Genomic DNA, 26,084 nt, shown 5'->3' with positions numbered 1-26,084 from the left:
CCGCCGCAGCGGCCGATATACGCGATGTACAGGTGCAGGGCTCGGTTCGCCGCTGCGGAGGCGCTCAGCCGGCGACGATCGCCGGTGCGCGCTGGTCGACCAAGGCCCGCGCGAAGAACGCGGCGAGCTCGTCGGTCGCGGTGAGGGGAAGGACGGCGGCGACGTACTGGTCGGGGCGCACCACGACCACGACGCCGTCCCGCGACAGACCGCGCTCGTCGAAGATGTCGGTGCGGGTCCACGCATTGGGCTGCGCGGCGTACACCTTCTCCCAGTCGGTGAGGCCGAGCGGGCCGCTCTTCGGCAGGAAGACCTCGGGCGCGCGGGTGATGTCGACGTCCTCGTAACTCTGCTGGTAGACGACCTTCACGTCGAACACGGCGTCGACGTCGGCACCCGCCGGTGTGTGGCGGGTGATCGGCGACTCCTCCGACGCCATGAACGCGGCCCAGTCGGTGAGAGCGGATGCCTCACCCGCAGGGGGCGCGTCGGCGAAGGCGTAGACCCGCCAGCGGCCGTCTGCCTTCGCATGGTGCCCCAGGTGCACGGCATTGCCGTCGCACACGCGGACCACCTCGGAGGACTTGAACCGCTTGCCGAGGGGGAAGCCCTCGGCCAGGTCCTGACGCGTGGCGTCCGCCACGATCTCCGACGGGCCGTACTGGGTCATGAAACCCGACGGGAACTCGGCCGTGCCGAGGTAGAACGTGGCGAGTTCCTGGGGATCGGAGATCTCCTCCGGCTTGCGGGCCATGAGGGTGGACCACTCACGGTCGAAGTCGATCAGCTGCTGAGCGACGGGCTGGCGCTCCGCCGAGTAAGTCGACAGCAGCGACGCCGGGCTGAGTCCGGTGAGGACGTGGCCCAGCTTCCATCCGAGGTTGAAGCCGTCCTGCATCGAGACGTTCATGCCCTGGCCCGCCTTCGCGCTGTGCGTGTGGCACGCATCGCCGGTGAGGAAGACGCGCGGGTCGTGCGCCTGGTCGACGTCGACGTCGTCGAACTTGTCGGTGACGCGGTGGCCGACCTCGTAGACGCTGAACCAGGCGACCTCCTTCACGTCGAGCGAGTACGGGTGGAGGATGTCGTTCGCCTTGCGGATGATCTCGTCGATGGGCGTCTGTCGCACACGGTGGTTGTCGTCGGCCGCGACCTCGCCGAGATCCACGTACACGCGGCTGAGGTAGCCGCCCTCCCGCGGGATGTGCAGGATGTTGCCGGCCGCGGAGTTGATCGCGCACTTGGTGCGCCAGTCCGGGAAGTCGGTGTTGACGAGGATGTCCATGACGCCCCACGCGTGCGCGGCGAACTGACCGACGTGCTTGCGGCCGATCGCCTCGCGCACCCCGCTGCGGGCACCGTCGCAGCCGGTGACGTACTTCGCGCGGACCGTGCGCTCCTCCCCCGCGCGCTCCCCGGCGGTGTAACGCACCTGCACCTCCACCGGGAACTCGCCGTCGTCGTGGACGGTGAGGCCGACGAATTCGATCCCGTAGTCGGGGACGATCCGGGCCGGCCCGTGGGCGGCGGCCTCGGCGAAGTAGTCGAGCACCCGCGCCTGGTTCACGATGAGGTGCGGGAACTCGCTGATCTTGAGGCCGTAGTCCTCGGTGCGGGTCGTGCGGATGATGTTGCGGGGGTTCTCCGGATCGGGCCCCCAGAAGTTCATGAAGGCGATGTTGTACGCCTCGGCGATGATCCGCTCCGCGAAGCCGAAGGCCTGGAAGGTCTCGACGCTGCGGGGCTGGATGCCGTCGGCCTGCCCGAGCGGCAGACGGCCGTCACGTCGCTCGATGAGGCGCGTGGAGACCGACGGGAACTGCGACATCTGCGCCGCGAGAAGCATGCCCGCGGGACCGGACCCGACGATGAGCACGTCCATCTCGTCGGGGAGCTCGGCCGGGCGGTCGATGCCCGTGCCTGCCGCGTTCTGCACGCGCGGCTCTCCCGAGACGTACCCGTGGTGGTGGAACTGCATCGTCCTGTCCTTCCTGACGACCTCGTCGAGGCTTGCGCTCCTGCGCGGTGCGTTCTATATTCGAACACATAGTTCTACTATTGAACAGATCGTATACGACGCTGCCGCCCGGGGACAACCCTGCGGGCCGGAGAGGACACCGATGGCCACGCCGACCGCGACGACGACCGCGCCCGCGTCGCAGACCCTGAGCCGAGGCATCCGTGTGCTGGAAGTACTCGCCGACGCCCGCGAGCCGCTCACGATCGACGACCTGGCTCGCCGGCTCGATCTGCACCGCTCCGTCGTCTACCGGCTGCTGCGCACGCTGGAGGACCACGGACTGGTCACGCGCGACTCCTCCGGCCGTGTGCAGCTCGGCGCGCGGCTCGCCGCACTCGCTGCCGGGGTCGCCCACGATCTCCACGCCGAGTCGCTGCCCGAGCTCACCGCGATCGCCAACGAGCTCGGCATGACGTGCTTCCTCGCGGTGCTCGATCGCGACGAGTGCATCACGCTCGTGAGCGTCGAGCCGCGCCACGCCGTGGCCGCGGTCGCCCAGCGCCCGGGCGCCCGCCACTCGATCACCGTCGGCGCCCCGAGCAAGGCGATCCTGTCGACGCTCGACCCGTCGGAATGGCCGACCGCCGTCGATGAGCACCTGCGCGCCGACATCGCCGAAGCCGCGCGCCGCGGCTACGCCACCAGCCACGACGAGGTCATCCCGACGGTGCGATCCGTCTCGGTCCCGCTCCGGCTGCGCGGCGGGCAGCGCCCGGCGGCGATCGCGGCGGTCTACGTCGCCAGTCCGGTGGAGCCGCAGGCGATCGCCCAGCGCCTGCACCGGTCCGCGGTCGCGATCCGCGAGGCGCTCGGCGCCTGACCCGCGGTCCCGTGAGGAGTCGGTGCCGTCAGGCCGTGGTCGGGAACTCGGTGACGAGGCGGATGTTGTACACCGCCACGCGCTGCGGAACGCCGGCGAACGCTTCTGCGCGGCCATCCGACGCGAGGTACTGCTGCTCGAGGGCGAGGAACGCCTCTTCGTCTCCCTCGGCGCTCACCGCCCAGACGAACTCGTTCGTCTCGGGAATGCCGTAGGCGAACTCGATCGTGAAGCCGGCGGCGGGCCGCACGCGCGGCATCCACTCGTTCCACCAGGCGACGAACGCGTCGTACTCCCCTTCGACGAGCGTGTACCGGCGCAGCTGGATCGTCTTCATGACTCCATCTTGGCGGAAGTCCTATACTCGACTCGTCCGGCGGCGCCGTCGCCCGCCGGTGCTCGAAAAATGGGCACGCAGCGCGCACGCGCGAGACACATACGGCCTCTTGCCCGTGACGTCTCGAAAGGCTCCGCCATGCCTGTGGTCTCTCCGTCAACCTCCGTCTCCGCCCACGTCGCCCTCACTCTCGCCCGGCACATCGACCACGTCTTCGGCGTGATGGGCAACGGGAACGCCTACTTCCTCGACGCGCTCGAGAGCTCGACCGATGTGCACTTCACCGCGGTGCGCCACGAGGCCGGCGGCGTCGTCGCCGCCGATGCCTACCACCGCGCGTCCGGTCGGCTCGCCGCGGCGACCGCGACGTACGGTGCCGGCTTCACCAATACGCTCACCGCGCTCGCCGAGGCCGTGCAAGCGCACGTTCCGCTCGTGCTCGTCGTCGGCGACGAGCCGACGTCGGGTCCCCGCCCGTGGGACGTCGACCAGATCGCGCTCGCCTCCGCGGTCGGGGCGCGCACCTACACGGTCGGACGAGCGGATGCCGCCGCCACGACGGTCATCGCCATCGAGCACGCGCTCACCTACCGCGTACCGACCGTGCTCGCCATCCCGTACGACGTCGCCGCACGCGATGCGGGGCCCCTTCCCGACGCGCCGGAGCCCCGGCTGCCCGACCCCCTGACACCCGCGGGCCCGTTCGCGCTGGGCGCGATCGAGGGGCTCGTCGAGGCGCTGGCCTCGGCCGAGCGGCCCTTCCTGCTCGCCGGCCGCGGAGCGTGGATCTCCGGCGCCGGCGCCGCGCTCGGCGAGGTCGCCGACGCCGTCGATGCGGTGACCGCCTCCACGGCACTCGGCCGGGGCATCTTCCCGCGCGGAGAGTTCGATCTCGGCGTCACGGGCGGTTTCGGCGCGGAGGGCGCGATGGCGCTGGTGCGCGAAGCCGACGTCGCCGTCGTCTTCGGGGCATCGCTGAACCAGTTCACGATGCGCTTCGGCGAACTCTTCGCCCCGGGCACCCGGGTGTTCCAGGTCGACGTCGCGCCGGCCGCGACCCACCCGCACGTCGGTGGATATGTGCGAGGGGATGCTGCGGTCGTGGCCCGGTCGATCGCCGACGCGCTGCGCGCCCGCGGCGCCGTTCCGAGCGGCTGGCGGGAGTCTGTCGACCTCATGCCGCTCCGGGCATACGACCCCGGAGACGGCGTCGCAGCCGACGGGCGTCTCGACCCCCGATCTGTCGCGCGTCGCATCGCCGAGCTGCTGCCCGAGGACCGGGTCGTCGTCTCGGACGGCGGGCACTTCATCGGCTGGGCGAACATGTACTGGCCGGTGGGATGCCCCGACCGCATGATGATGGTCGGCACGGCGTTCCAGTCGATCGGCCTCGGATGGCCGTCGGTGCCCGGAGCGGCTCTGGCCATGCCCTCGGCGACGGTCGTGCTCACCACCGGCGACGGGGGCGGCCTCATGGCGCTCGCCGACCTCGAGTCTGCGGTGCGGGTCGCGGGCGGCCGGGGTGTCGCGGTGGTGTGGAACGACGCCGCCTACGGCGCAGAGATCAACCTCTACGGCCTGAAGGGGCTGGCGAAGGAGCCCATGCTGATTCCCGAGGTCGACTTCGCAGCCCTCGCGTCCGGCGTCGGCGCGGAGGGCGTCGTCGTGCGCGCACTGGCCGACCTCGACCGGCTGGCGACCTGGGCGGCCGAGCCCGCGGCTTCCCGCCCGTTCCTGGTGCTCGACTGCCGCATCTCGGGCGAGGTCATCGCGCCGTACCAGCAGGAGATCATCCGCGTGAACTCCTGACGGGCGTCACTCCCCCGTGAAGTCGGGCTTGCGCTTCTGCTGGAACGCCGCGAAGCCTTCGCGATAGTCGGCCGTGGTGCGAAGCGTCTCCTGACCGCGCGCCTCTTCGGCGACCGCGTCCCACAGCCGCTCGCCGCGGAGGCGGGCGATCAGCCGCTTCGAGGCGACGAACGCGGCCGTCGGCCCGGAGGCGGCGACGGTGGCGCGCTGCAGCGTGAAGTCGAAGACCTCCTCGACGGGCATCGCGCGGCTGAACAGCCCCGCGGCCACGGCCTCGGTGCCCGACATCAGCTCGCCGGTGTAGATGAGATCGAGCGCGCGATGCGCTCCGAGCCGTTCGTACAAGAGGGCGTGGCCGCCCGAGTCGAGCATGGCGCCCAGGCTGGCGAACGGCGACCCGATCTTCGCGTCGTCGGCGACGTAGACGACGTCCGTCGCGATCGCGAGGCCGAGACCGACCCCGAGGCACGCCCCGTGCACCGCCGCGAACGTCGGCGCGGGGAAGGCGGCGATGCGCCGCATCAGCGTCTCGACCCCCGCGAGATACTGCGGCACGTCGTCGGTCATCGGATCCACGCCCGCGATGTCGCGGCCGGCGCAGAACGCCCGGCCCTCCGCGCGCAGCACGAGTGCGCGGACCCCGGCCTCCTCGGCGCTGCGGTACGCGGCATCCATCTCCCCCAGCTCGCGCAGTGAGAGGGCATTGAGCTTCTGCGGCGCGTTGAGGACGACTTCTGCCACGTCGCCGGTGATGGACAGTTCGATCATGCGTTCCTCCCTATACGTCGTAGTCGACCACGACCGCATCGGTCGTGGGGTGGGACTGGCACGTGAGCACGTACCCCCGCTCGAGCTCGTCCGGCTCGAGGGCGTAGTTCTCGGTCATCGTGACCGAGCCCTGCACGAGCCGCGCACGGCAGGTGCCGCACACGCCTCCGGCGCAGGCGAACGGCACGTCGGGCCGCACGCGCAGCGCCGCGTTCAGGATCGACTCGTGCGCGGCGACCGGGCTGTCGACCGACTGCGACTGCCCGTCGAGCGTGAACTCGATGCGCCTCACCGGCTCGTCCTCGGCGACCACCACCGGGCGGCCCGCGGACGGCTCCGCGTGTTCGCCCTCCCCGGACGTGAAGAGCTCGTAGCGCACGTGGGCGGCGTCGACGCCGATGTCGGCGAGGGTGTCGCGGCACAGCTGCACGAGCTCGAACGGACCGCAGAGGAACCACTCGTCGACCGTGTCGGGCAGCACGAGCTCGTCGAGGATCCGCCGCAGCCGGGGCTCGTCGATGCGGCCCGACAGCAGCGGCGCCGTGCGCTGCTCGCGGGAGAGCACGTGGTGAAGGGCCAGCCGCGTCGGATAGCGGTCCTTCAGGTCGGAGAGCTCGTCGACGAACATGACATCGAGGCTCGACCGGTTCGTGTAGACGAGCGTGAAGCGTGACGTGTCGGAGCGGGCGAGCACGGTCGCGGCGAGCGCCATGAGCGGTGTGATGCCGGATCCCGCCGCGACGCCCGCCACGTGGGCCCCGTCGAGATCGGCGAGCTTCGACGTGAACGTGCCCTGCGGACTCATCACGTCGATCCGGTCGCCCACCTTCAGCTCGGTCTGCGCCCAGGTCGAGAACCGGCCGCCCCGGTCGCGCTTGATCGCGACGCTGATCGTGCGGGGGCCGTCGCCGCCACCGCCGGAGTCCTCCGCCCGGCACAGCGAGTACGAGCGGCGCACCTCCCGGCCGTCCAGCTCCTTCCGCAGCGCGACGTGCTGCCCGGCGAAGTAGTCGAACTCGTCGCGCACCTCCTCGGGGATGGCGAAGGTCACCTCGACGGAGGCATCCGTCAGCGGCCGGACCGCCGCGACGCGGAGCGTGTGGAACCGCGCGCGATGCTTCCGGTCGCTCGGCCCGCCGACCGCCGTGGTGACGAGGTTCTCGGCGATCCGCTGGGTCTCCTGGCCCGGCTTCCCCGGCCCCTGTGCCTGTGGATAGGGCCGCATCAGTGCACCTTGAAGTAATCGAAGGGCTCCAGGCACGCCCGGCACCCGTAGAGCGCCTTGCACGACGTGGACCCGAACCGGGCGAGCTCGCGCGTATCGAGCGAGCCGCAGCGCGGGCACCGTACCGACAGCTGAAGGCGGATGGGTCCGCGTGCCGCGGCCCTGCCGGTAGGCGGGGCGATGCCGTACTCGACGAGCTTGCGCTTGCCGGCATCCGTCATCCAGTCCGTCGTCCACGCGGGCGCCAGCACGAGGCGCACGTCGACGTCGGCGAACCCCGCGGACGTGAGCGCGAGCACGACGTCGTCACGGATCGCATCCATCGCCGGACAGCCCGAGTACGTCGGCGTGATCGTCACGGTGACGCGATCGCCGTCGACGACGACGTCCCGAAGCACCCCGAGGTCCTCGATCGTGAGCACCGGCACCTCTGGGTCGAGAACGGATGCCGCCACCTCCCACGCGCGCCGGGTCGCGGCGACGGAGGGTTCCGTGCGAGCGTCGGGGCGTACCGTCACCATGTCGCCCCCGGATGCTGCCGTGCGAGCACCTGCATCTCGGCGAGCAGGTAGCCCAGCGTCGGGAAGTGCGACCCGCGCCGCCCGCCCGCCGACGACATCGGCGTGGCCGGAAGGTCGAGCCCTGCTTCGGCGAACACCGCCGCGATCACGGCGTCGAATGCCGGCTGCAGAGTCGACGGCCGTACCGCCACTCCTTCGAGCCGGTCGATCAGGGGCTCGTCGCGGAACAGCTCGCCGACATACGGCCACACATCGCCCACCGCCCGCACCATGCGCGCGCGGGACTCGTCGGTGCCGCCGGCGAGCCGCAGCGTCCACTGCACGGCGTGGTCGCGGTGGTACTCGACCTCCTTGACGGCCTTCGCGGCGATCGCGCCGAAGGTCTCGTCGGACGACTCCTGCAGCGCCGTGTACAGCTCGAAGAGATACACGGATGCCGCCAGCTGACGTGCGATCGTCTGGGCGAAGTCGCCGCCCGGCTGCTGGAAGAGCCACGCGCAGCGGAACTCGGGCTCGTCTCGCCAGTAGGCCAGGTCGTCTTCGCTGCGTCCGTCGTACGAGCCCGCGTACCGCAGGAGGGAGCGCGCGTGCCCGAGCAGGTCGAGTGCGATGTTGGCGAGCGCGACGTCCTCCTCGAGCTCGGGTGCCCGGGCGATCCACGCGCCGAGCTGCTGCGACAGGATGAGCGCGTCGTCCCCCAGCCACAGTGCGTACTCGGCGACGTCGGCGCTGGCGGTCCGGCCTTCGCCGCCGGCGAGTTCGGCCGACAGCTCGACGTGCTCGACGGTGACCTCGCCGTGCGGGTCGAGGGACATCTCGGAGAGCTCACTCACAGGTGAGGCACCCCCTCGGACGCGGTGTAGTAGGTGGCGTGGCGGTAGTTCTTGCCGGCCGGGCTCTCGAAGAATGCTCCCTTCGAGTCGGGGTCGCTCGTGGTGATCGCATCGGCGGGCACGACCCAGATCGAGGTGCCCTCGCCGCGACGGGTGTACAGGTCGCGCGCGTTGCGCAGGGCCAGTTCGGCGTCGGGCGCGTGGAGCGAGCCGGCGTGCACGTGGCTGAGCCCGCGGTTCGCGCGCACGAACACCTCCCACAGGGGCCACGAGTCGCGCGACGACGCACCGGGAGTGGTCATGCTGCCACCGCCTTCGCCTGCTGCTTGCGCGCGTACTCGGCCGCGGCCTCGCGCACCCAGGCGCCGTCCTCGTGGGCGTTCCGGCGGTTGCGGATGCGCTCCACGTTCATCGGCCCGCGGCCGGCGAGCACCTCGTGGAACTCGGTCCAGTCGATCTCGCTCGTGTGCCATCTCTCCGCCGACGCGTCCCACCGCAGCTCGGGGTCGGGAAGCGTCACACCCAGCACCTCGGCCTGGGGAACCAGCATCCCGATGAATCGCTGCCGCAGGTCGTCGTTCGAGAACCGCTTGATCTTCCACGCCATGGACTGCGCCGAGTTCGGCGACTCGTCGTCGGGCGGCCCGAACATCATGAGGGACGGCCAGTACCAGCGGTCCACGGCATCCTGGGCCATCTGCCGCTGCGCGGGCGTTCCCTGCATCAGCGTCAGCAGGATCTCGAATCCCTGCCGCTGGTGGAACGACTCCTCCTTGCAGATGCGCACCATCGCCCGGCCGTACGGACCGTATGACGCCCGGCACAGCGGCACCTGGTTGCAGATGGCTGCGCCGTCGACGAGCCATCCGATCGCCCCCATGTCGGCCCAGGTCGGCGTCGGGTAGTTGAAGATCGACGAGTACTTCGCGCGGCCCTCGATGAGCTGCTCGGTCATCTCGTCGCGGGTGATGCCCAGGGTCTGGGCGGCCGAGTAGAGGTACAGCCCGTGGCCCGCCTCGTCCTGCACCTTCGCCATGAGGATGGCCTTGCGCTTCAGGCTCGGAGCCCGCGAGATCCAGTTGCCCTCCGGCTGCATGCCGATGATCTCGGAGTGCGCGTGCTGCGAGATCTGCCGGATGAGCGTCTTGCGGTAGGCAGCCGGCATCCAGTCCCGCGGCTCGATACGCGAGTCCGCCTCGATGATCGCATCGAAGGCGGCCTGCTCCGCCGCCTCGTCCATCAGCACATCGGTGGTCATGGTCGACTCCGTTCGGTTCCTGAGCCTGTCGAAGGGATTACAGACCGTTCGTTCAGTAAAGTCTAATACGGCCACGGATGACTCGCCATCCGCTCACACCGAGTCGTCAGGGTGCGCCCGGCGGGTGGTGAAGGACCGGCCGCGGAACTCCGCCACCACCTCGCCCGTCTCGTCGGTCACCGTCACGTCGTACAGCCCGCCCCGCCCCGCGACGGCCCGGCGCCGGGCGTGGGCGGTGAGCGTCTGTCCCGCGCGACTGGCCTTGAGGAACGTGATGTCGGCGCCCGCTGCCACTGTGACGTGGTCGTCCTCGTTGCAGGCCATGGCGAACGCCGTGTCGGCCAGCGCGAACACGATCCCGCCGTGCGTGATCGCGAACCCGTTCGTCATGTCGTCGCGCACGCGCATCGACACGACGGCCTCGCCGGGCTCGTCGCGCTCCACCACCATGCCGAGAGCCGCCGAGGCGCGGTCGCGCTGCAGCATTCGGCGCTGCCCGGCGAAGTGCTCGGCGGGGTCGTTCACGGTCGGACCCCGACCGGCTCCTTGGCGACGAGGGTCAGCACGTCGTAGGTGGCGACGATGTCGTCGTCCTGATTCTGGATGACGGCATCCCACCGCACCTCGCCGTACTCGTCGGTCTCGCGCGGGGTGATCTGCTTCGCCGTCAGCACGACCCGGATCTCGTCGCCCGGCGACACGGGCGTCACGAAGCGCAGGTTCTCCAGGCCGTAGTTGGCGAGCACGGGGCCCGGCTCGGGATCGACGAAGAGCCCCGCCGCCCACGAGACGAGCAGATAGCCGTGCGCGACGCGGCCCGGGAAGAACGGGTTCGCGGCGGCCGCCTCCTCGTCCATGTGCGCGTAGAACAGGTCGCCGGTGAAATGCGCGAAGGTCTCGATGTCGTCGAGGCTGACCGCACGCGATGCCGACACCACCTGGTCGCCGACGGCGAGCTCGGCGAGTGACTTGCGGAACGGGTGGCGATCGGAGCGGGATGCCGCGCCCTGATGCCAGACGCCGGTCAGGGCGGTCAGCATCGCGGGCGAGCCCTGCACCGCGGTGCGCTGCATGTGGTGCAGCACCGCGCGGATGCCGCCGAGCTCCTCTCCCCCGCCGGCGCGGCCGGGACCGCCGTGCACCAGGTGCGGCACGGGAGCGCCATGTCCCGTGGAGGTGCGGGCGTCGTCGCGGTCGAGGAACAGCAGACGTCCGTTGTAGGCCGCCGTGCGGGCGAGGAGCGTGGCGGCCACCGCGGGGTCGGCGGTGGCGACGCTCGTGACGAGCGACCCTCCGCCCCGTCCGACGAGATCCGCCGCCTCCTCCACGGTCCGGTACGCGAGGATGCTCGCCACCGGCCCGAACGCCTCCACCTCGTGGACGGCGGCGGGGAGCGCGTCGGCACGACCGTCGAACCCCACGACGATCGGAGCGACGAACGCCCCCTCGGGGGCGGCGCCGGTCGAGCCGTCGGCGAGCGTCACGGTCGGGGCATCCGTCGATCCGAGCACGATCCGGCCTCCCGCCGCCTCGAGCTCGCCCACGGCGCGCAGCACCTCATCGCGCTGGCCGAGCGACACGAGCGGTCCCATCGTGACGCCGTCGGCGCGCGGGTCGCCCACGACGACGCGCTCGGCGATCCTGTCGCGCAAGGCGGCGACCAGCGGATCGACCGCGTCGGCCGGGACGATCGCGCGGCGGATCGCGGTGCACTTCTGCCCCGCCTTCGTGGTGAGCTCGACCATCAGCTGCTTGACGTAGGCGTCGAACTCGGGCGTTCCGGGCACGGCGTCGGGGCCGAGCACCGAGGCGTTGATCGAGTCGGTCTCGCTCGTGAACCGGACCCCGGGCGCCGCCTGCGCCCGCAGGCGGTCGGCGGTCGAGGCGCTGCCGGTGAAGCCGACGATGTCGCCGAGACGGAGGTGGTCGAACAGCCCGGGCACCGCACCGCTGACCAGCTGCAGCGACCCCGCGGGCAGCAGCCCGGTCTCGACGAGGATCCGCACCCACGCCTCCGCGACGTAGGCTGTCGGGCTCGCCGGCTTGACGAGCGTCGGCACGCCGGCGAGGAACGCCGGCGCGAACTTCTCGAGGGCGCCCCACATCGGGAAGTTGAAGGCGTTGATCTGCACGGCGACGCCCGGCAGCCGCGTGTACACGTGGCGGCCGAGGAACGAGCCGTCCTTCGACAGCGTCTCGACCGGCCCGTCGAGGTATACCTGCGAGTTGGGCAGTTCGCGGCGCCCCTTGGACGAGTACGTGAAGAGCACCCCGATGCCGCCGTCGACGTCGCTCAGCGAGTCGCGCACGGTCGCACCGGCCCGCTTCGACAGCTCGTAGAGCTCCTCCTTGCGCGCGGTCAGCGCCACACCCAACTGCTTCAGCAGCACCGCGCGCTGGTGGAACGTGAGCGCGCCGAGGCTCGCCTGCCCCACGGTGCGCGCGTGCTCCAGCGCACCGGCGAGGTCGATGCCCTGGGTGTCGAGATACGTCACGACCTCGCCCGTCGACGCGTCCCGCACCGGCGTGGCGTGGTCGCCCACGTCGGGAGTCCACCACTGGTCGCGCAGGTAGCTGGGGAGGATGCCGGCCGCGTGCCGCTCGATCGTCATTGTCCGCTCCATTCGTAGAAGCCGCGGCCGCTCTTCCGGCCCAGATGTCCTTCGTCGACGAGGCGTCGCAGCAGCGGCGGCGGTGCGAAGCGGTCGCCGAGCTCGGCGTGCAGCTCCTCGGCGATGCCGAGCCGAACGTCGAGGCCCACCAGGTCGGTCGTCCGCAGCGGACCGACGGGATGCCGGTACCCCAGCTCCATGGCCGCGTCGATGTCGGCAGCCGACGCGACGCCCTCCTCGAGCATGCGGATCGCCTCGAGCCCGAGGGCCACCCCGAGCCGGCTGGAGGCGAAGCCGGGACTGTCGCGCACGACGATCGGCGTCTTGCCGAGCGCCTCGACCCAGTCACGCGCCTCGTCGACGAGCGCCCGCTCGGTGGCCGTGCCGGTCACGACCTCGACGAGCTGCGACGCCGGGACGGGATTGAAGAAGTGGAGCCCGAGGAACCGGCCCGGACGGGCGAGGCCCGATGCGAGGTCGTCGATCGAGATCGACGACGTGTTGGTGGCCAGCGCCGCGTCGGCGGCGAGTGCCCGCTCGGCGCGTGCGAGAGCCTGGGCCTTGAGCTCTCTGACTTCGGGGACCGCCTCGACGACGAGTCCGCAGCCGGCGAGGGCGGCGGCATCCGTCACGGTCTCCACCGCCGTGGCGAGCGCGTCGAACCCCTGGTCGGTGCTGCCCCGCTCGACGCTCCGTCGCACCGTGTCGAGGACGCGGACGGATGCTGCGTCCGCCGCCTCCGCGTCGCGCTCGACGACGACCACTTCGGCGCCCGCGAGCACGAACGCATGCGCGATGCCCGCGCCCATGCGGCCTCCGCCGATCACTCCGACCCGCCCGGGCACTTTCGCACGACCGGCCCCTTCTTCGTCCGCCGCGCTCATCGCCGCTTCCTCTCCAGGAACGCGGTCATGCGGCGGTCCTTTTCCGGGCTCTCGAAGAGCTGGGCCTGCAGCTCGAGCTCGATCTCGGGGTGGGCGGCGAACGGTGCGAGGAGCGCCGTCTTCGTGTGCCGCGTGGCCAGGGGGTCGTTGCGGGCGATGCGGTCGGCGATGGTGTTCGCGGCGGCGAGGAGGTCGTCCGGCTCGTACAGCGACGACACGAGGCCCCATTCGACGGCGGTCGCCGCATCCAGGATCCGTCCGGTCAGGAGCATCTCGGCGGCCCGCGCCTGGCCCACGATCTCGGGCAGGCGCCACGTCGCCCCCGCGGCGGCGATGATCCCGAGGCCGGTCTCGGGATTGCCGATCTGCAGCCGCGGCGTTCCGATTCGGATGTCGGCCGCATACGCGAGCTCGGCGCCGCCGCCGAGGGCGTGGCCGTCGATCGCGGCGATCACCGGCATCGGCAGGTTGCGGACCCGCTGGAACGCGCGGGTGTTGATGCCACGGCGGGCGTCGCCCGCCCGGCGGTCGCGCAGCTGGGCGATATCCGCTCCCGAGGCGAACACTCCGTCGGCGCCGATGAGGATCAGCGTGCGAGGCTTCCGTTCGAGCTCGCCGCAGAGGGCGTGCAGGCGGTCGATCGTGTCCTGGTCGATCGCGTTGCGCACCTCGGGCCGCGACAGCGTGGCGAGCACGCGGTCGTCGCGGCGCTGGATGAGCAGCGGCTCAGGCATCGGCATCCTCTCGATCCGCTCCGTCGCGGTCGAACCCATAATACGTGACCGATCGTTCAGTAATAGGGGTGTCCGGCGCGATCCTCCTTCGCACCGATGCCAGACTGGGCGCATGTCCGCGAACGCCGAGCCGTCACCTCCGCGACGGGGCCGGCCCGGCTACGACCGCGAGCAGGTGCTCGCGGTGGCGGTCGCACTCTTCAACGAGCAGGGGTACGACGCGACATCCGTCGCGGACCTGGCGGGCCGGCTCGGGCTCACGAAGTCCGCGCTGTACCACCACTTCGACTCCAAGGAGCAGCTGCTCGCGCTCGCCCTCGACGAGGCCCTGAGCGGGCTCGAGGGCGTGCTCGACGACCCCGATGCGGCCGCGGGCGACCCGGCCGAGCGTCTGGGCGCGGTGCTGCGCGGCGCGGTGCGGGTGCTCGTCGACAGGCTCCCCTACGTCACGCTGCTGCTGCGAGTCCGGGGCAACAGCGACGTCGAGCGAGCGGCGCTGGAGCGCCGCCGCGCCTTCGACCACCGCGTGAGCGCGCTCGTCGCCGAGGCGCAAGACGCCGGTCAGGTGCGTGCCGACGTCGACGGTGCCGTCACCACGCGCCTGGTGTTCGGCATGGTCAACTCGATCGTCGAGTGGTATCGCCCCGACGGCCCTGTCGACGGCGAGCGCCTCGCGCATGACGTGGTCGCCGTCGCGCTCGACGGCATGCGCACCCGCTGAAACCGATCACCTCCCCGGAGGGCCGCAACGAGGAGCGGTGAGGTGAAGACGGCGGATGCCGCGCCCCGGAGCCTGCAGACAGGCGCGGGACGCGGCATCCGCTCGCGAAAGAAGGTCAGGCGCGCGAGAGTCCGTAGATCGGGCTCTCGGCCTGCTCGGCCTCGTGGTCGGGACCGAGCGGAATGCCCGAACGGTCGCGGAGGAGAAGCGTCGCGCAGAGCCCCACCAGCGTCATGCCGGCGAGGTACCACGTCACCGAGACCGTGGAGCCGGTCGCCTGCACCAGCCACTGCGCGATCAACGGGGCGAACGCACCACCGAGGATCGCGCCGACGGCGTACGAGATCGAGACGCCGGAGAACCGGATGGATGCCGGGAAGAGCTCGGAGTAGAGCGCGGCCTGCGGACCGTACGTGAACCCGAGGCCGATCGTCAGGGCGGCGAGCCCCAGGAACAGCAGCCAGATGCTCCCGGAGTTCACGAGCGGGAAGAGCAGGAAGACGCCCGCGAGCTGGAGGATCCAGCCGATGATGTACGTCGTGCGGCGGCCGATGCGGTCGGAGACGAAGCCGGCAGCGAGCGTGGAGAGCAGCCAGGTCACGGCAGAGCCCGCGACCGCCCAGAGCACGGGACCACGGTCGAATCCGAGGGGCCCCTCGGGGTTGGTCGCGTAGCCCTGGATGTAGCCGCCCGTCGTCATGTAGCCCACGGCGTTGTTGCCGGCGAAGACCAGCGCGGCGATGAACACGAGCAGGAGGTGCTTGCGCAGCAGGACCAGGATCGGGGTGCGCGTCTGCTCCTTGCGCTCGGCGAGCTCGGCGAACACCGGGCTCTCCTCGACGCGCCGCCGGACGTAGTAGCCGACGAGGATCAGCACGACGCTGAGGAGGAACGGCACCCGCCAGCCCCACGCCAGGAAGGCGTCGCCCGGGGCGATCATCGCCATGAGGGCCATGACGCCCGAAGCCAGCAGCAGTCCGAGCGGCACGCCGATCTGCGGCGATGCACCGAATGCGCCGCGGCGGGCGCGAGGTGCGTGCTCGACGGCCATGAGGACCGCGCCGCCCCACTCGCCGCCGGCCGAGATTCCCTGCAGAATGCGCAGAAGCACCAGCAGGATGGGCGCTGCGACACCGATCGCCTCGTACGTGGGCAGCACGCCGATGAGTGCGGTCGCGGTGCCCATCAGGATCAGCGTCCACATCAGGACGACCTTGCGGCCGTACTTGTCGCCGAAGTGTCCCGCGAGGAAGGCGCCGAGCGGACGGAACAGGAAGCTCACGCCGACGGTGGCGAAGGCGATGAGGGCGCTGTTCGCGCCGAGGGGCGCGAAGAACAGCTGGCCGAAGACGAGTCCGACGGCCGTTGCGTAGATGAAGAAGTCGTACCACTCGACGGTGGTGCCGACCACCGTCGCGAAGACGACTCGGCGCCGGTCGGCGGAGGCCGCGATCGTGCCGGTGGGCGTGAGGCCTTGCGGGGGTTTCGAGATGCTCAAGGTGACTCCTATGTCGGGGGCTGACGGCGTCGTCACCGGCGACGGGGACGGTTGCCGGATCCGGACTGATCATATACGATTTCGGATACGACGCAACCGCCCACTTGACTGAGGGAGCTCATGGACGAGACCAGGCACACCGCCGACCCGCGGTTCGCGGCCCTTCCCGGTCGCCCCGGAAAGATCGTGGCGATCCACCTGAGCTACGCCTCGCGTGCAGATCAGCGCGGACGGCGGCCGCAGCATCCGTCGTACTTCTTCAAGGCCTCCAGCTCCGTCGCCGCCTCCGGCAGCACGATCGAGCGCCCCGCCGGCACCGAGCTCCTGGCGTTCGAGGGCGAGATCGCCCTCGTCATCGGCACGCCGGCCCGCCGCGTCGCCCTCGACGACGCGTGGGACCACGTGGGCTGGGTGACCGCAGCCAACGACTTCGGCCTCTACGACCTGCGCGCGAACGACAAGGGCTCCAACGTCCGCTCCAAGGGCGGCGACGGCTACACTCCGCTCGGCCCCCGGCTGATCGACGCCCGCGGCGTCGATCCGGCAGCACTGCGCGTGCGCACGTGGGTCAACGGCGAGATCGCCCAGGACGACTCCTCCGCCGGCATGATCTTCCCGCTCGCGCAGCTGGTCGCCGACCTCTCGCAGCACTTCACCCTCGAGACCGGAGACGTGATCCTCACCGGCACCCCCGCCGGATCCTCGGTCGTGGTCCCGGGCGACGTCGTCGAGGTCGAGGTGGACCACCCGTCGACCGGCGCCACGTCCGGCCGCCTCGTCACCACGGTCGTGCAGGGCGGGGGCCCGGGCTACGACGAGTCGCTCGGCTCGCTCCCCGCCGTCGACGACACGCAGCGCGAAGAGGCGTGGGGCTCACGCGAGGCCGCGGGCCTCGCGGCGGCGGAGTCTCCCGGATCAGGAGATCTGGCGGACACAGGAAGTCCTGAGGCAGGATCCCCTGTCGCAGCCAGATCGCCTGTTCTCAGCGACGCCCTGCGCGAGAAGCTCGAGCGGGTCCCGGTCGCGGGTCTCTCGGGACAGCTCCGCAAGCGCGGCCTGAACAACGTCACGATCGACGGCGTGCGCTCGAATCACCCGGGCCGCAAGATCGTCGGCACCGCCAAGACGCTGCGCTTCGTCCCCAACCGCGAAGACCTCTTCCAGAGCCACGGCGGCGGCTACAACGCCCAGAAGCGAGCGTTCGACGCCGTCGGCGAAGGCGAGGTCATCGTCATCGAGGCCCGCGGCCAGACCGGCTCGGGCACGCTGGGCGACATCCTCGCCATCCGCGCGCACGCCAACCGTGCGGCCGCGATCGTCACCGACGGCGGCGTGCGGGATGCCGACGCCGTGGCCGCTGTCGGCATCCCGGTCTACTCCGCCGGCGCCCACCCGGCCGTGCTCGGGCGCCTGCACGTGCCCTGGGACCACGACATCACGATCGCGTGCGGCGGCACCACGGTGCAGCCCGGCGACATCATCGTCGGCGACGCCGACGGCGTCATCGTCATCCCTCCGAGCATCGCCGAGGAGGTCGTGGACGCGGCCCTCGCCCAGGAGGAGGAGGACGCCTGGATCGCCGCACGCGTAGCCGAGGGCAACGCGGTCGACGGGCTCTTCCCGATGAACGCCGAGTGGCGCGCCCGCTACGACGCCGAGCGCAGCGGCTCGCCGGACGGAGAGGGGACACGATGACGACCGACCCGCTGACGAGTGACGACGCCTCCGCGGCGCCCGACACCCTGAGCAAGTCCCAGCAGGCGTACGGCTGGATCAAGGAGCGCATCGCGTCGCAGGACTTCACGCCCGGCTACCGCCTGGTGCTCGGCAGCATCGCCGGCGAGCTCGACATGAGCGTCGTCCCGGTGCGCGAGGCGATCCGGCAGCTCGAGGCCGAGGGCCTCGTGACCTTCGAGCGCAACGTCGGCGCCCGGGTGTCGATGGTCGACGACTCGCAGTACCGCTACAGCATGCAGGCGCTGTCGATCCTCGAGGGCACCGCCACCGCACTGGCGGCGCGCCGTCTCACCGAGACCGACATCCGCGATGCGCGTCGCATCAACGAGCGGATGATCGAGACGCTCGAGCACTTCGACCCGCGCGCCTTCACGAGGCTCAACCAGGAGTTCCACTCGACGCTGTACTCCAAATGCGCGAACCCCCGCATGCTCGAGCTCGTCACCGCCGAATGGGCGCGACTCGGGCATCTGCGCGACTCCACCTTCAGCTTCGTCCCCGGCCGCGCGCAGGAGTCCGTGCGCGAACACGAGAACATCCTCCAGCTGATCGAGTCCGGTGCCCAGCTCGGCGAGATCGAGAAGGTGGCACGGCGACACCGCGCGGCCACCCTCGACGCGTACATGATCCACGAACACCCCGACGAGGTCCTCGGCCTCCCGGCATTCTGACCCTCCCCAAAGGAGCAATCCCATGACCGACACATCCACGATCACCCGGCACGTGCCCGCCGGCCTGCCCGAGCGCATCCAGCACTACATCGACGGCGAGTTCGTCGACTCGGTCGACGGCGACACCTTCGACGTGCTCGAGCCCGTCACCAACGAGGTGTACGTGAAGGCCGCAGCGGGCAAGAAGGCCGACATCGAGCGCGCCGTCGCCGCGGCACGTCGCGCGTTCGCCGAGGGGCCCTGGCCCCGGATGCTGCCCCGCGAGCGCTCCCGCGTGCTGCACCGGATCGCCGACATCGTCGAGTCGCGCGACGCGCGGCTGGCCGAGCTCGAGTCCTTCGACTCGGGTCTGCCGATCACGCAGGCACTCGGCCAGGCGCGCCGCGCGGCGGAGAACTTCCGCTTCTTCGCCGACCTGATCGTCGCCCAGGCCGACGACACGTTCAAGGTTCCGGGGCGCCAGATCAACTACGTCAACCGCAAGCCGATCGGCGTCGCAGGCCTCATCACGCCCTGGAACACGCCGTTCATGCTCGAATCGTGGAAGCTCGGCCCCGCGCTCGCGACCGGCAACACGGTCGTGCTCAAGCCCGCCGAGTTCACGCCGCTCTCGGCGTCGCTGTGGGCAGGCATCTTCGAGGAGGCGGGCCTGCCCAAGGGCGTGTTCAACCTCGTCAACGGCCTCGGCGAGGACGCCGGCGACGCGCTCGTGAAGCACCCCGACGTACCGCTCATCTCGTTCACCGGGGAGAGCCGCACGGGGCAGATCATCTTCGGCAACGCGGCGCCCCACCTCAAGGGCCTGTCGATGGAGCTGGGCGGCAAGAGCCCGGCGATCGTGTTCGCCGACGCCGATCTCGAGGCCGCCGTCGACGCCACCATCTTCGGTGTGTTCTCGCTCAACGGCGAACGCTGCACCGCGGGCTCACGCATCCTCGTGCAGCGCGACGTCTACGACGACTTCGTCGAGCGCTACGCCGCGCAGGCGAAGCGCGTCAAGGTCGGCTACCCGAACGATCCCGAGACCGAGGTCGGCGCGCTCGTTCACCCCGAGCACTACGAGAAGGTGATGAGCTACGTCGAGATCGGCAAGTCCGAGGGGCGTCTGGTCGCCGGCGGCGGACAGCCGGAGGGCTTCGAGTTCGGCAACTTCGTCGCCCCGACGGTGTTCGCCGACGTCGCCCCCGACGCGCGGATCTTCCAGGAGGAGATCTTCGGGCCGGTCGTCGCGATCACGCCCTTCGACACCGACGAGGAGGCGCTGGCGCTCGCGAACAACACGAAGTACGGCCTCGCCGCGTACGTGTGGACGAACGACCTCAAGCGCGCGCACAACTTCGCGCAGAGCGTCGAAGCGGGCATGGTGTGGCTGAACTCGAACAACGTGCGCGACCTGCGCACGCCGTTCGGCGGCGTGAAGGCCTCCGGCCTCGGCCACGAGGGCGGCTACCGCTCCATCGACTTCTACACCGACCAGCAGGCCGTGCACATCACCCTCGGCAAGGTCCACAATCCCACCTTCGGCAAGGCCGGCGGCAGCTCCCACTGACCCGGATGCCGCGATCCCGGTCTGCACAGGGCCGCGGCATCCGCACCAACTCCCGAACGATTCGCAACAAGGACGAGCCATGACCAACCGTGACGACATGACCCTCACCTCCTCCGGCTTCTATGTCTCGCAGGAGGCGCCGATCCAGACCGACAACCCGATCCCGACGCCCTCGGCCCCGGCGCCCGACATCCTGCGGTGCGCGTACATGGAGCTCGTCGTGACCGACCTGCTCGCCTCGCGCGAGTTCTACGTCGACGTGCTGGGCCTCTACGTGACCGAGGAGGACGACGAGGCGATCTACCTCCGGTCCACCGAGGAGTTCATCCACCACAACCTCGTGCTGCGCAAGTGCCCGGTCGCCGCGGTCGCCGCCTTCTCGTACCGGGTGCGGTCGGCGGAGGATCTCGACAAGGCGGTCGCGTTCTACACCGAGCTCGGCTGCCGCGTCGAGCGTCGCGCCGAAGGCTTCGTCAAGGGCATCGGCGACTCGGTGCGCGTGGAGGACCCGCTGGGCTTCCCGTACGAGTTCTTCCACCAGACCGACCACGTCGAGCGTCTCGCCTGGCGCTACGACCTCCACACCCCCGGCGAGCTGGTGCGCCTCGACCACTTCAACCAGGTGAGCCCCGACGTGCCGCGCGCCGTGAAGTTCATGCAGGACCTCGGCTTCCGCGTGACCGAGGACATCCAGGACGAGGAGGGCACGGTCTACGCCGCGTGGATGCGCCGCAAGCCCACCGTGCACGACACCGCGATGACGGGCGGCGACGGACCCCGCATGCACCACGTCGCGTTCGCGACGCACGAGAAGCACAACATCCTCGCGATCTGCGACAAGCTCGGCGCGCTGCGCCGCTCCGACGCGATCGAGCGCGGCCCCGGCCGCCACGGCGTCTCGAACGCCTTCTACCTGTACCTGCGCGACCCCGACGGCCACCGCGTCGAGATCTACACGCAGGACTACTACACCGGCGACCCCGACAACCCCGTCGTCACCTGGGACGTCCACGACAACCAGCGCCGCGACTGGTGGGGCAACCCGGTCGTGCCCTCGTGGTACACCGAGGCCTCGCTCGTGCTCGACCTCGACGGCAACCCGAAGCCGGTCGTCGCCCGCACGGATGCGTCCGAGATGGCCGTCACGATCGGCGCCGACGGCTTCTCGTACACCCGCCCCGACGACAAGGCCGAGGAGATGCCGAGCTGGAAGCAGGGCGAGTACAAGCTCGGCCACCAGCTGTAGAGGGCCGGCTGCAGAACTCCACGGATCTGCGCATCAACGACCGGGTGGACCGCCCTTCTGACCCGCCCGCCGCCCGATCTGTGGAGTCCTGCAGACCCCTCCGGGGGTGACCGAGAAGAAGAGCAAGGAGAGACGGATGCTGCACCCCGACGACATCGCCGCGATCGCGGCCGAGCTGGCCGAGGCCGACCGCACGCACGGCGTGATCCCGCGCATCACCGCGCGATACCCCGACGCGACGGTGGAGGACTCGTACGCGATCCAGGGGGTGTGGCGCGACCAGAACATCGCCGCCGGGCGCCGCCTGGTGGGCCGCAAGATCGGGCTCACCTCGAAGGCGATGCAGCAGGCGACGGGCATCACCGAGCCCGACTACGGCGTGATGTTCGACGACACCGTGTACTCCTCGGGCGCCGAGATCCCCGTCGAGAACTTCTCGAACGTCCGCATCGAGGTCGAGCTCGCCTTCGTGCTGAAGACCCCGCTCGAGGGCCCCGACTGCACCCTCGACGACGCCCTCGCGGCGATCGACTACGCGGTGCCGGCGCTCGAGGTCCTCAACTCGCACATCGAGCTCGAGGGCCGCACGATCGTCGACACGATCTCCGACAACGCCGCCTACGGGGCGATGGTGCTCGGCGACGTGCGCAAGCGCCCCGACGAGATCGACCTGCGCTGGGTGCCGGGAGTGCTGAGCCGCAACGGCGAGATCGAAGAGACCGGGGTCGCCGCGGGTGTGCTCGGCCACCCCGCCACGGGCGTCGCATGGCTCGCGAACAAGTTCCACCAGCACGGCGCGCGCCTCGAAGCGGGCGAGATCATCCTCGCCGGGTCGTTCACCCGCCCGATGTGGGTGTCGCGGGGCGATAGCGTGGTGTGCGATTACGGCCCCATGGGAGTCATCGAATGCCGCTTCGTCTGAGCCTCACGTTCCGCGACGCCCTCGCGAACACCGACCGGCCCCTCGCGGGGATCTGGGTGTGCACGGGGTCGCCGCTCGTCGCCGAGATCTGCGCGGGTGCGGGGCTCGACTGGGTGCTCATCGACATGGAGCATTCCCCCAACGGCCTGGAATCGGTGCTCTCCCAGTTGCAGGCCGTCGCCGGCTACCCGGTGACCCCGCTCGTGCGGGTGCCCATCGGCGACGTCGTGACGATCAAGCAGGTGCTGGATCTGGGGGCGCAGAACCTGCTCGTGCCCATGGTGTCTTCGGCGGCGGATGCCGAGGCCGTCGTCGCAGCCGTGCGCTATCCCCCGCGGGGCAGCCGCGGAGTGGGTTCGGCGCTCGCGCGGTCGGCGCGCTGGAACCGGGTCGACGACTATTTGCAGAACGCCGACGACCACGTGTCGCTGTTCGTGCAGATCGAGACCGCTGCCGGTGTGGAGGCGGCCGCCGAGATCGCGGCGGTCGACGGCGTCGACGGCGTCTTCGTGGGTCCGTCCGACCTCGCGGCGTCGATGGGTGTGCTCGGAAGGCAGACCCATCCCGAGGTGGTGGCGGCCGTCCGCCGCGCCTTCGACGCGGTCCGCGCCGCCGGCAAGCCCGTCGGCGTCAACGCGTTCGATCCCGCCGCCGCCGACGCCTACCTCGAGGCCGGCGCATCCTTCGTCCTCGTCGGCGCCGACGTCGCACTGCTCGCACGAGGATCGGAGGCCCTCGCGGCCCGCTTCATCCCGTCGGACCCCGGCACCGAGCGACCGTCGTACTGAGCCCGTTCGCGGCGACGCGCGATCACCGCGCGACCTGTGCGTGTCAAGGGCCCCCGGGGGCGGCCTCCGGCGTGACACGCTGGGGTCCATGAAGCGCGACGTCTCCAGCCGCATCGCCCTGAACGTCATCCGACCCGCCGAGCTGGTCTTCGCCATCGCGGCCTCCCGCCACTACTCCCCCGAGTCCGAGCGCGTCAGCGCGACCGTCGACGGCAGTCCCCTGGAGCCCGAGGAGCTGCTCGACGCACACGGCACCCGGCTGCATCGCGTGATGGCCCCCGCCGGCCGGTTCGTGATGGAGTACAGCGCCACCCTCCCCGACGGCGCTTCCGCCGAGGCGGACGAGGTGGAACGGCTGGTGTACCTCCGCCAGAGCCGCTACGCCGAGTCCGACGCGATGGCCCCGACCGCCGAGGCGGAGTTCCGCGGCATCCAGGGAGCCGCCGAGCTGCTCGCCGCCGTGTCGTCGTGGGTCGGCACGCGGCTCTCGTACGTGCCCGGGTCGTCGCTGCCGACGGACGGTGCGACCCGCACCCTCCTCGCCCGGCAGGGCGTCTGCCGCGACTACGCGCACCTGTGCATCGCACTCCTGCGAGGGCTCGGCATCCCGGCCCGCATGGTGTCGGTCTACGCCCCGGGGCTGAGTCCGATGGACTTCCACGCCGTCGCCGAGGCGTGGATCGACGGCGCATGGCGCGCCGTCGATGCCACCACGCTCGCCCCGCGTTCCAGCCTGGTGCGCATCGCGACCGGCAGGGACGCCGCCGACACGGCGTTCCTCACCGTGGTGTCGGGCCGCGCCGATCTCGTGGAGCTGACGGTTGGCGCGACGGCCGACGTGCTGCCCGACGACGACCTCGACCACCTCGTGTCGATCGGCTGACCCCGAACGGGCCGGCGGGCGCGGCATCCGCTCCCGACACCCCACCGGACGTGGCACAGTGAACGCATGAAGAAGTGGGTCGTTCGTTTCCTCTCGCTGCTGGCGTTCAACATCGTCGTGCTGCTCGTCGTGGGCTGGCTCACCCCGGCGCGCGTGGGCTGGGCGGCGCTGTGGGCGGGCATCGTGCTGACGGCGCTGGTGATCTGGATCAAGCCCCTCGTCGAGAAGTGGTTCCGCGGGATGGCGGCGAAGTCGGCCCACCGGCGCACGAGGGCGGGTGAGAAGCTCGTCGAGTTCTTCCTGGCGTTCGCCGTCGCCTTCGTCGTGTGGATCGCCGTCGTGGTGTTCACTGGCGTCTCGATCGGCGGCGGCATCTTCGGCGCTTTCTGGGGCTGGGTGCTGCCCCCCGTCATCCTCCTCATCGGCTGGGCGATCTACGACACGATCGACGACCGGGTCGAGAACCACGCGGGCGCGCTGTACGACAAGGCGACGGGCACGAGCGGCGGGGCGGCCGCAAGCCCCGCTCCGTCCGTCGGCGGCCCGCGCGACACCCTCCCCGGCGGCGCCACCGCGGCGGGGCGTCGTGAGCGGTACGACGGGCTCACCGAGGAGCAGCGACGCATGCTCGACGAGCTCTGAGGCTGATTTCCGCTCCGCCTGTCGATCGGGCCCGCGGTGGATCGTCATAGGAGTGTCACCCACTCAGAAAGGACGATGTCATGCGCTACTCACTCCTGCTCCACTATCCCGAGATGACCGCGGACGACATGGGGCCCGACGCGTGGGCCGAAGGCATGCGCGAGTTCGACGAGTACGCCAAGGCGCTCGACGCCGCGGGTGTGCTGCTGTCGGCCGAGGTGCTCCAGCCCTCCAGCGTCACCACGAGCGTCACCGCCCCCGATGGCCGGCTGCAGGTGCAGGACGGTCCGTTCGCCGACACCAAGGAACAGCTCGGCGGTACGTTCGTGATCGAGGTGGACGACCTCGATGCGGCGATCGCCTGGGCGGGCAAGGCGCCCTCGGTGAGCTGGGGCACCGTCGAGGTGCGGCCGACGGCCACGTACTTCCGCGACGGCGCCTGGACCCCGTTCGCCCGCTGATGCCGGCCCCCGACGACGCCCGCGCGGTCGCCGAGCGCACCGCGCGGGAGTCGTACGGGCGCATCCTGTCCGTCCTCGCCGCGTCGACCCGCGACATCCCGCTCGCCGAGGACGCCTTGGCGGACGCCTTCGAGAGGGCGCTTCGGACGTGGACGGATGCCGGCATCCCGGCGAATCCCGAAGGGTGGCTGGTCGCCGTGGCCCGCAACCGCATTCGCGACGCCCTCGGCTCGGCGGCCCGCCGCACCGCCGTGCCGCTCGAGGACGGCATCGCGGCCGCGCGTGGCGGCGATCACGCCGTGGACGCGCTGACGGCGCTGGAGCACACCCAGGCGATCCCCGACCGGCGGCTCGAGCTGCTGTTCGCGTGCGCGCATCCCGCCATCGACCCGGGCGTCCGGACGCCGTTGATGCTCCAGACGGTGCTGGGCTTCGACGCCGCCCAGGTCGCGGGCGTGTTCGGCGTCGAGCCGTCGGCGATGGCGCAGCGGCTGGTGCGGGCGAAGCGCCGCATCCGCGATGCGGGGATCCCGTTCCGCATCCCCACGCGCGCCGACATGCCCGCCCGCCTGCCCGCCGTGCTCGAGGCGATCTACGGCGCGTACGCCATCGGGTGGCTCGACCAGGGCGACGAGCCGCGGGAGTCGCTCGCCGACGAGGCACGCTGGCTCGCGGTGCTCACCGCCACCCTGCTCGACGACGAACCCGAGGCGTGGGGCCTCGCCGCCCTCCTCACCTACGCCCAGTCTCGCGCCCCCGCGCGCGTCGGGACGCCGTGGCCCCCGCTCGACGAGCAGGACCCCGCGCTCTGGGACCGCGGCCTCATCGCCGAGGGCGGTGCGCTGCTGCGGCGGGCGTCCGCGCTCGGGCGACCGCTCGGGCGATTCCAGCTCGAGGCCGCGATCCACGCGGTGCACTGCGACCGCGCCCGCACCGGTGAGCTCGACGCCGACGCCCTGGTCACGCTCTACCGCGGGCTCCTGGCGATCGCCCCGACCGACGGTGCGCGGGCGGCGCTGGCCGCGGCCGAGTCGCGCCTGCGCTGACGCCCGAGACGCAGCATCCGTTCCCTCGCCGGCGACCACACCCCCAGCAGCCACAGGACCGGCAACCACAGGACCCGCAACCACACCGTCGGAGATAAC

At 71.1% G+C, this 26,084-nt stretch carries 26 protein-coding genes; 13 read left to right on the top strand and 13 right to left on the bottom strand.

Going from position 1 to position 26,084, the window contains the following annotated elements:
* Positions 1-64: 64 nt before the first annotated feature.
* On the bottom strand, positions 65-1,978 hold the full coding sequence (locus ACN9MP_RS04775; protein ID WP_426324172.1) for an FAD-binding monooxygenase: 1,914 nt from the start codon (positions 1,976-1,978) through the stop codon (positions 65-67).
* 142 nt (positions 1,979-2,120) lie between these two features.
* On the opposite strand from ACN9MP_RS04775, the gene ACN9MP_RS04770 reads away from it, so the two are divergent.
* On the top strand, positions 2,121-2,840 hold the full coding sequence (locus ACN9MP_RS04770; protein ID WP_426324171.1) for an IclR family transcriptional regulator: 720 nt from the start codon (positions 2,121-2,123) through the stop codon (positions 2,838-2,840).
* Between the two features lie 28 nt (positions 2,841-2,868).
* Here ACN9MP_RS04770 and ACN9MP_RS04765 read toward each other — a convergent pair whose 3' ends face one another.
* On the bottom strand, positions 2,869-3,177 hold the full coding sequence (locus tag ACN9MP_RS04765) for a hypothetical protein (protein WP_426324170.1): 309 nt from the start codon (positions 3,175-3,177) through the stop codon (positions 2,869-2,871).
* 138 nt (positions 3,178-3,315) lie between these two features.
* On the opposite strand from ACN9MP_RS04765, the gene ACN9MP_RS04760 reads away from it, so the two are divergent.
* Positions 3,316-4,986: a thiamine pyrophosphate-binding protein gene (locus ACN9MP_RS04760; protein ID WP_426324169.1), complete on the top strand. Its 1,671-nt coding sequence runs from the start codon at positions 3,316-3,318 to the stop codon at positions 4,984-4,986.
* A 6-nt stretch (positions 4,987-4,992) separates the two neighbouring features.
* Here the strand turns inward: ACN9MP_RS04760 and ACN9MP_RS04755 are convergent, their stop codons facing one another.
* The 10 genes from ACN9MP_RS04755 to ACN9MP_RS04710 form a co-directional block, all read right to left on the bottom strand.
* Complete coding sequence (locus ACN9MP_RS04755; protein WP_426324168.1) at positions 4,993-5,754, bottom strand: enoyl-CoA hydratase/isomerase family protein; 762 nt, start codon at positions 5,752-5,754, stop codon at positions 4,993-4,995.
* 10 nt (positions 5,755-5,764) lie between these two features.
* The gene (paaE, locus tag ACN9MP_RS04750) at positions 5,765-6,979 is read right to left on the bottom strand and encodes a 1,2-phenylacetyl-CoA epoxidase subunit PaaE (protein ID WP_426324167.1); all 1,215 of its coding nucleotides are present in this window, start codon (positions 6,977-6,979) and stop codon (positions 5,765-5,767) included.
* Positions 6,979-7,500, bottom strand: coding sequence for a 1,2-phenylacetyl-CoA epoxidase subunit PaaD (gene paaD / locus ACN9MP_RS04745; RefSeq protein WP_426324166.1), 522 nt, complete (start codon positions 7,498-7,500; stop codon positions 6,979-6,981). The genes paaE and paaD overlap by 1 nt, the downstream gene beginning before the upstream one ends.
* Entirely contained in the window at positions 7,494-8,315 is an 822-nt protein-coding gene (gene paaC, locus ACN9MP_RS04740) for a 1,2-phenylacetyl-CoA epoxidase subunit PaaC (RefSeq protein ID WP_426326205.1), read from the bottom strand. Before paaC ends, paaD begins: the two co-directional genes overlap by 7 nt.
* Positions 8,316-8,329: 14 nt before the next feature.
* On the bottom strand, positions 8,330-8,635 hold the full coding sequence (paaB, locus tag ACN9MP_RS04735) for a 1,2-phenylacetyl-CoA epoxidase subunit PaaB (RefSeq protein ID WP_426324165.1): 306 nt from the start codon (positions 8,633-8,635) through the stop codon (positions 8,330-8,332).
* Positions 8,632-9,591 (bottom strand): 1,2-phenylacetyl-CoA epoxidase subunit PaaA, encoded by a 960-nt coding sequence (gene paaA / locus ACN9MP_RS04730; RefSeq protein ID WP_426324164.1) that lies wholly within the window; start codon positions 9,589-9,591, stop codon positions 8,632-8,634. The genes paaB and paaA overlap by 4 nt, the downstream gene beginning before the upstream one ends.
* Positions 9,592-9,684: 93 nt before the next feature.
* Complete coding sequence (gene paaI / locus ACN9MP_RS04725; protein ID WP_426326203.1) at positions 9,685-10,077, bottom strand: hydroxyphenylacetyl-CoA thioesterase PaaI; 393 nt, start codon at positions 10,075-10,077, stop codon at positions 9,685-9,687.
* 35 nt (positions 10,078-10,112) lie between these two features.
* Complete coding sequence (gene paaZ, locus ACN9MP_RS04720; RefSeq protein WP_426324163.1) at positions 10,113-12,203, bottom strand: phenylacetic acid degradation bifunctional protein PaaZ; 2,091 nt, start codon at positions 12,201-12,203, stop codon at positions 10,113-10,115.
* Positions 12,200-13,087 carry a 3-hydroxyacyl-CoA dehydrogenase family protein gene (locus ACN9MP_RS04715; RefSeq protein WP_426324162.1) on the bottom strand — a complete coding sequence of 296 codons (888 nt, stop codon included), beginning with the start codon at positions 13,085-13,087 and terminating at the stop codon, positions 12,200-12,202. Before ACN9MP_RS04715 ends, paaZ begins: the two co-directional genes overlap by 4 nt.
* Entirely contained in the window at positions 13,084-13,821 is a 738-nt protein-coding gene (locus tag ACN9MP_RS04710; protein WP_426324161.1) for an enoyl-CoA hydratase/isomerase family protein, read from the bottom strand. Before ACN9MP_RS04710 ends, ACN9MP_RS04715 begins: the two co-directional genes overlap by 4 nt.
* Positions 13,822-13,933: 112 nt before the next feature.
* Here ACN9MP_RS04710 and ACN9MP_RS04705 point away from each other — a divergent pair, with 112 nt between their 5' ends.
* On the top strand, positions 13,934-14,542 hold the full coding sequence (locus ACN9MP_RS04705) for a TetR/AcrR family transcriptional regulator (protein WP_426324160.1): 609 nt from the start codon (positions 13,934-13,936) through the stop codon (positions 14,540-14,542).
* A gap of 115 nt (positions 14,543-14,657) precedes the next feature.
* Here ACN9MP_RS04705 and ACN9MP_RS04700 read toward each other — a convergent pair whose 3' ends face one another.
* The gene (locus ACN9MP_RS04700; RefSeq protein WP_426324159.1) at positions 14,658-16,040 is read right to left on the bottom strand and encodes an MFS transporter; all 1,383 of its coding nucleotides are present in this window, start codon (positions 16,038-16,040) and stop codon (positions 14,658-14,660) included.
* Positions 16,041-16,160: 120 nt separating this feature from the next.
* On the opposite strand from ACN9MP_RS04700, the gene ACN9MP_RS04695 reads away from it, so the two are divergent.
* The 10 genes from ACN9MP_RS04695 (at position 16,161) to ACN9MP_RS04650 (ending at position 25,985) form a co-directional block, all read left to right on the top strand.
* Positions 16,161-17,735 (top strand): fumarylacetoacetate hydrolase family protein, encoded by a 1,575-nt coding sequence (locus ACN9MP_RS04695; RefSeq protein WP_426324158.1) that lies wholly within the window; start codon positions 16,161-16,163, stop codon positions 17,733-17,735.
* Positions 17,732-18,448 (top strand): GntR family transcriptional regulator, encoded by a 717-nt coding sequence (locus ACN9MP_RS04690; protein WP_426324157.1) that lies wholly within the window; start codon positions 17,732-17,734, stop codon positions 18,446-18,448. The genes ACN9MP_RS04695 and ACN9MP_RS04690 overlap by 4 nt, the downstream gene beginning before the upstream one ends.
* A gap of 22 nt (positions 18,449-18,470) precedes the next feature.
* On the top strand, positions 18,471-19,997 hold the full coding sequence (gene hpaE / locus ACN9MP_RS04685; RefSeq protein WP_426324156.1) for a 5-carboxymethyl-2-hydroxymuconate semialdehyde dehydrogenase: 1,527 nt from the start codon (positions 18,471-18,473) through the stop codon (positions 19,995-19,997).
* A 79-nt stretch (positions 19,998-20,076) separates the two neighbouring features.
* Positions 20,077-21,243, top strand: coding sequence for a 3,4-dihydroxyphenylacetate 2,3-dioxygenase (gene hpaD, locus ACN9MP_RS04680; RefSeq protein ID WP_426324155.1), 1,167 nt, complete (start codon positions 20,077-20,079; stop codon positions 21,241-21,243).
* 136 nt (positions 21,244-21,379) lie between these two features.
* The gene (locus ACN9MP_RS04675; protein ID WP_426326201.1) at positions 21,380-22,165 is read left to right on the top strand and encodes a 2-keto-4-pentenoate hydratase; all 786 of its coding nucleotides are present in this window, start codon (positions 21,380-21,382) and stop codon (positions 22,163-22,165) included.
* A complete protein-coding gene (locus tag ACN9MP_RS04670; protein WP_426324154.1) occupies positions 22,150-22,953 on the top strand; it encodes an aldolase/citrate lyase family protein in 804 nt (267 codons plus the stop codon). The genes ACN9MP_RS04675 and ACN9MP_RS04670 overlap by 16 nt, the downstream gene beginning before the upstream one ends.
* A gap of 88 nt (positions 22,954-23,041) precedes the next feature.
* On the top strand, positions 23,042-23,836 hold the full coding sequence (locus ACN9MP_RS04665; RefSeq protein WP_426324153.1) for a transglutaminase-like domain-containing protein: 795 nt from the start codon (positions 23,042-23,044) through the stop codon (positions 23,834-23,836).
* 66 nt (positions 23,837-23,902) lie between these two features.
* Entirely contained in the window at positions 23,903-24,478 is a 576-nt protein-coding gene (locus ACN9MP_RS04660) for a hypothetical protein (protein ID WP_426324152.1), read from the top strand.
* An 80-nt stretch (positions 24,479-24,558) separates the two neighbouring features.
* The gene (locus ACN9MP_RS04655) at positions 24,559-24,939 is read left to right on the top strand and encodes a YciI family protein (protein ID WP_426324151.1); all 381 of its coding nucleotides are present in this window, start codon (positions 24,559-24,561) and stop codon (positions 24,937-24,939) included.
* On the top strand, positions 24,939-25,985 hold the full coding sequence (locus tag ACN9MP_RS04650; RefSeq protein ID WP_426324150.1) for an RNA polymerase sigma factor: 1,047 nt from the start codon (positions 24,939-24,941) through the stop codon (positions 25,983-25,985). Before ACN9MP_RS04655 ends, ACN9MP_RS04650 begins: the two co-directional genes overlap by 1 nt.
* Positions 25,986-26,084 lie beyond the last annotated feature (99 nt).

Origin of the sequence: Microbacterium sp. E-13, from assembly GCF_049912955.1 — a bacterium.
Classification (GTDB): domain Bacteria; phylum Actinomycetota; class Actinomycetes; order Actinomycetales; family Microbacteriaceae; genus Microbacterium.
The sequence above is the reverse complement of the archived record's forward strand: the minus strand, read 5'-3'. Positions and strand labels throughout refer to the sequence as shown.

Bases quoted from the DNA above. Each gene is read 5' to 3' on its own strand.
- ACN9MP_RS04775 (WP_426324172.1), bottom strand. From the start codon at position 1,978: ATGCAGTTCCACCACCACGGGTACGTCTCGGGAGAGCCGCGCGTGCAG.
- ACN9MP_RS04770 (WP_426324171.1), top strand. From the start codon at position 2,121: ATGGCCACGCCGACCGCGACGACGACCGCGCCCGCGTCGCAGACCCTG.
- ACN9MP_RS04765 (WP_426324170.1), bottom strand. From the start codon at position 3,177: ATGAAGACGATCCAGCTGCGCCGGTACACGCTCGTCGAAGGGGAGTAC.
- ACN9MP_RS04760 (WP_426324169.1), top strand. From the start codon at position 3,316: ATGCCTGTGGTCTCTCCGTCAACCTCCGTCTCCGCCCACGTCGCCCTC.
- ACN9MP_RS04755 (WP_426324168.1), bottom strand. From the start codon at position 5,754: ATGATCGAACTGTCCATCACCGGCGACGTGGCAGAAGTCGTCCTCAAC.
- paaE (WP_426324167.1), bottom strand. From the start codon at position 6,979: ATGCGGCCCTATCCACAGGCACAGGGGCCGGGGAAGCCGGGCCAGGAG.
- paaD (WP_426324166.1), bottom strand. From the start codon at position 7,500: ATGGTGACGGTACGCCCCGACGCTCGCACGGAACCCTCCGTCGCCGCG.
- paaC (WP_426326205.1), bottom strand. From the start codon at position 8,315: ATGTCCCTCGACCCGCACGGCGAGGTCACCGTCGAGCACGTCGAGCTG.
- paaB (WP_426324165.1), bottom strand. From the start codon at position 8,635: ATGACCACTCCCGGTGCGTCGTCGCGCGACTCGTGGCCCCTGTGGGAG.
- paaA (WP_426324164.1), bottom strand. From the start codon at position 9,591: ATGACCACCGATGTGCTGATGGACGAGGCGGCGGAGCAGGCCGCCTTC.
- paaI (WP_426326203.1), bottom strand. From the start codon at position 10,077: ATGCTGCAGCGCGACCGCGCCTCGGCGGCTCTCGGCATGGTGGTGGAG.
- paaZ (WP_426324163.1), bottom strand. From the start codon at position 12,203: ATGACGATCGAGCGGCACGCGGCCGGCATCCTCCCCAGCTACCTGCGC.
- ACN9MP_RS04715 (WP_426324162.1), bottom strand. From the start codon at position 13,087: ATGAGCGCGGCGGACGAAGAAGGGGCCGGTCGTGCGAAAGTGCCCGGG.
- ACN9MP_RS04710 (WP_426324161.1), bottom strand. From the start codon at position 13,821: ATGCCTGAGCCGCTGCTCATCCAGCGCCGCGACGACCGCGTGCTCGCC.
- ACN9MP_RS04705 (WP_426324160.1), top strand. From the start codon at position 13,934: ATGTCCGCGAACGCCGAGCCGTCACCTCCGCGACGGGGCCGGCCCGGC.
- ACN9MP_RS04695 (WP_426324158.1), top strand. From the start codon at position 16,161: ATGGACGAGACCAGGCACACCGCCGACCCGCGGTTCGCGGCCCTTCCC.
- ACN9MP_RS04690 (WP_426324157.1), top strand. From the start codon at position 17,732: ATGACGACCGACCCGCTGACGAGTGACGACGCCTCCGCGGCGCCCGAC.
- hpaE (WP_426324156.1), top strand. From the start codon at position 18,471: ATGACCGACACATCCACGATCACCCGGCACGTGCCCGCCGGCCTGCCC.
- hpaD (WP_426324155.1), top strand. From the start codon at position 20,077: ATGACCAACCGTGACGACATGACCCTCACCTCCTCCGGCTTCTATGTC.
- ACN9MP_RS04675 (WP_426326201.1), top strand. From the start codon at position 21,380: ATGCTGCACCCCGACGACATCGCCGCGATCGCGGCCGAGCTGGCCGAG.
- ACN9MP_RS04670 (WP_426324154.1), top strand. From the start codon at position 22,150: ATGCCGCTTCGTCTGAGCCTCACGTTCCGCGACGCCCTCGCGAACACC.
- ACN9MP_RS04665 (WP_426324153.1), top strand. From the start codon at position 23,042: ATGAAGCGCGACGTCTCCAGCCGCATCGCCCTGAACGTCATCCGACCC.
- ACN9MP_RS04660 (WP_426324152.1), top strand. From the start codon at position 23,903: ATGAAGAAGTGGGTCGTTCGTTTCCTCTCGCTGCTGGCGTTCAACATC.
- ACN9MP_RS04655 (WP_426324151.1), top strand. From the start codon at position 24,559: ATGCGCTACTCACTCCTGCTCCACTATCCCGAGATGACCGCGGACGAC.
- ACN9MP_RS04650 (WP_426324150.1), top strand. From the start codon at position 24,939: ATGCCGGCCCCCGACGACGCCCGCGCGGTCGCCGAGCGCACCGCGCGG.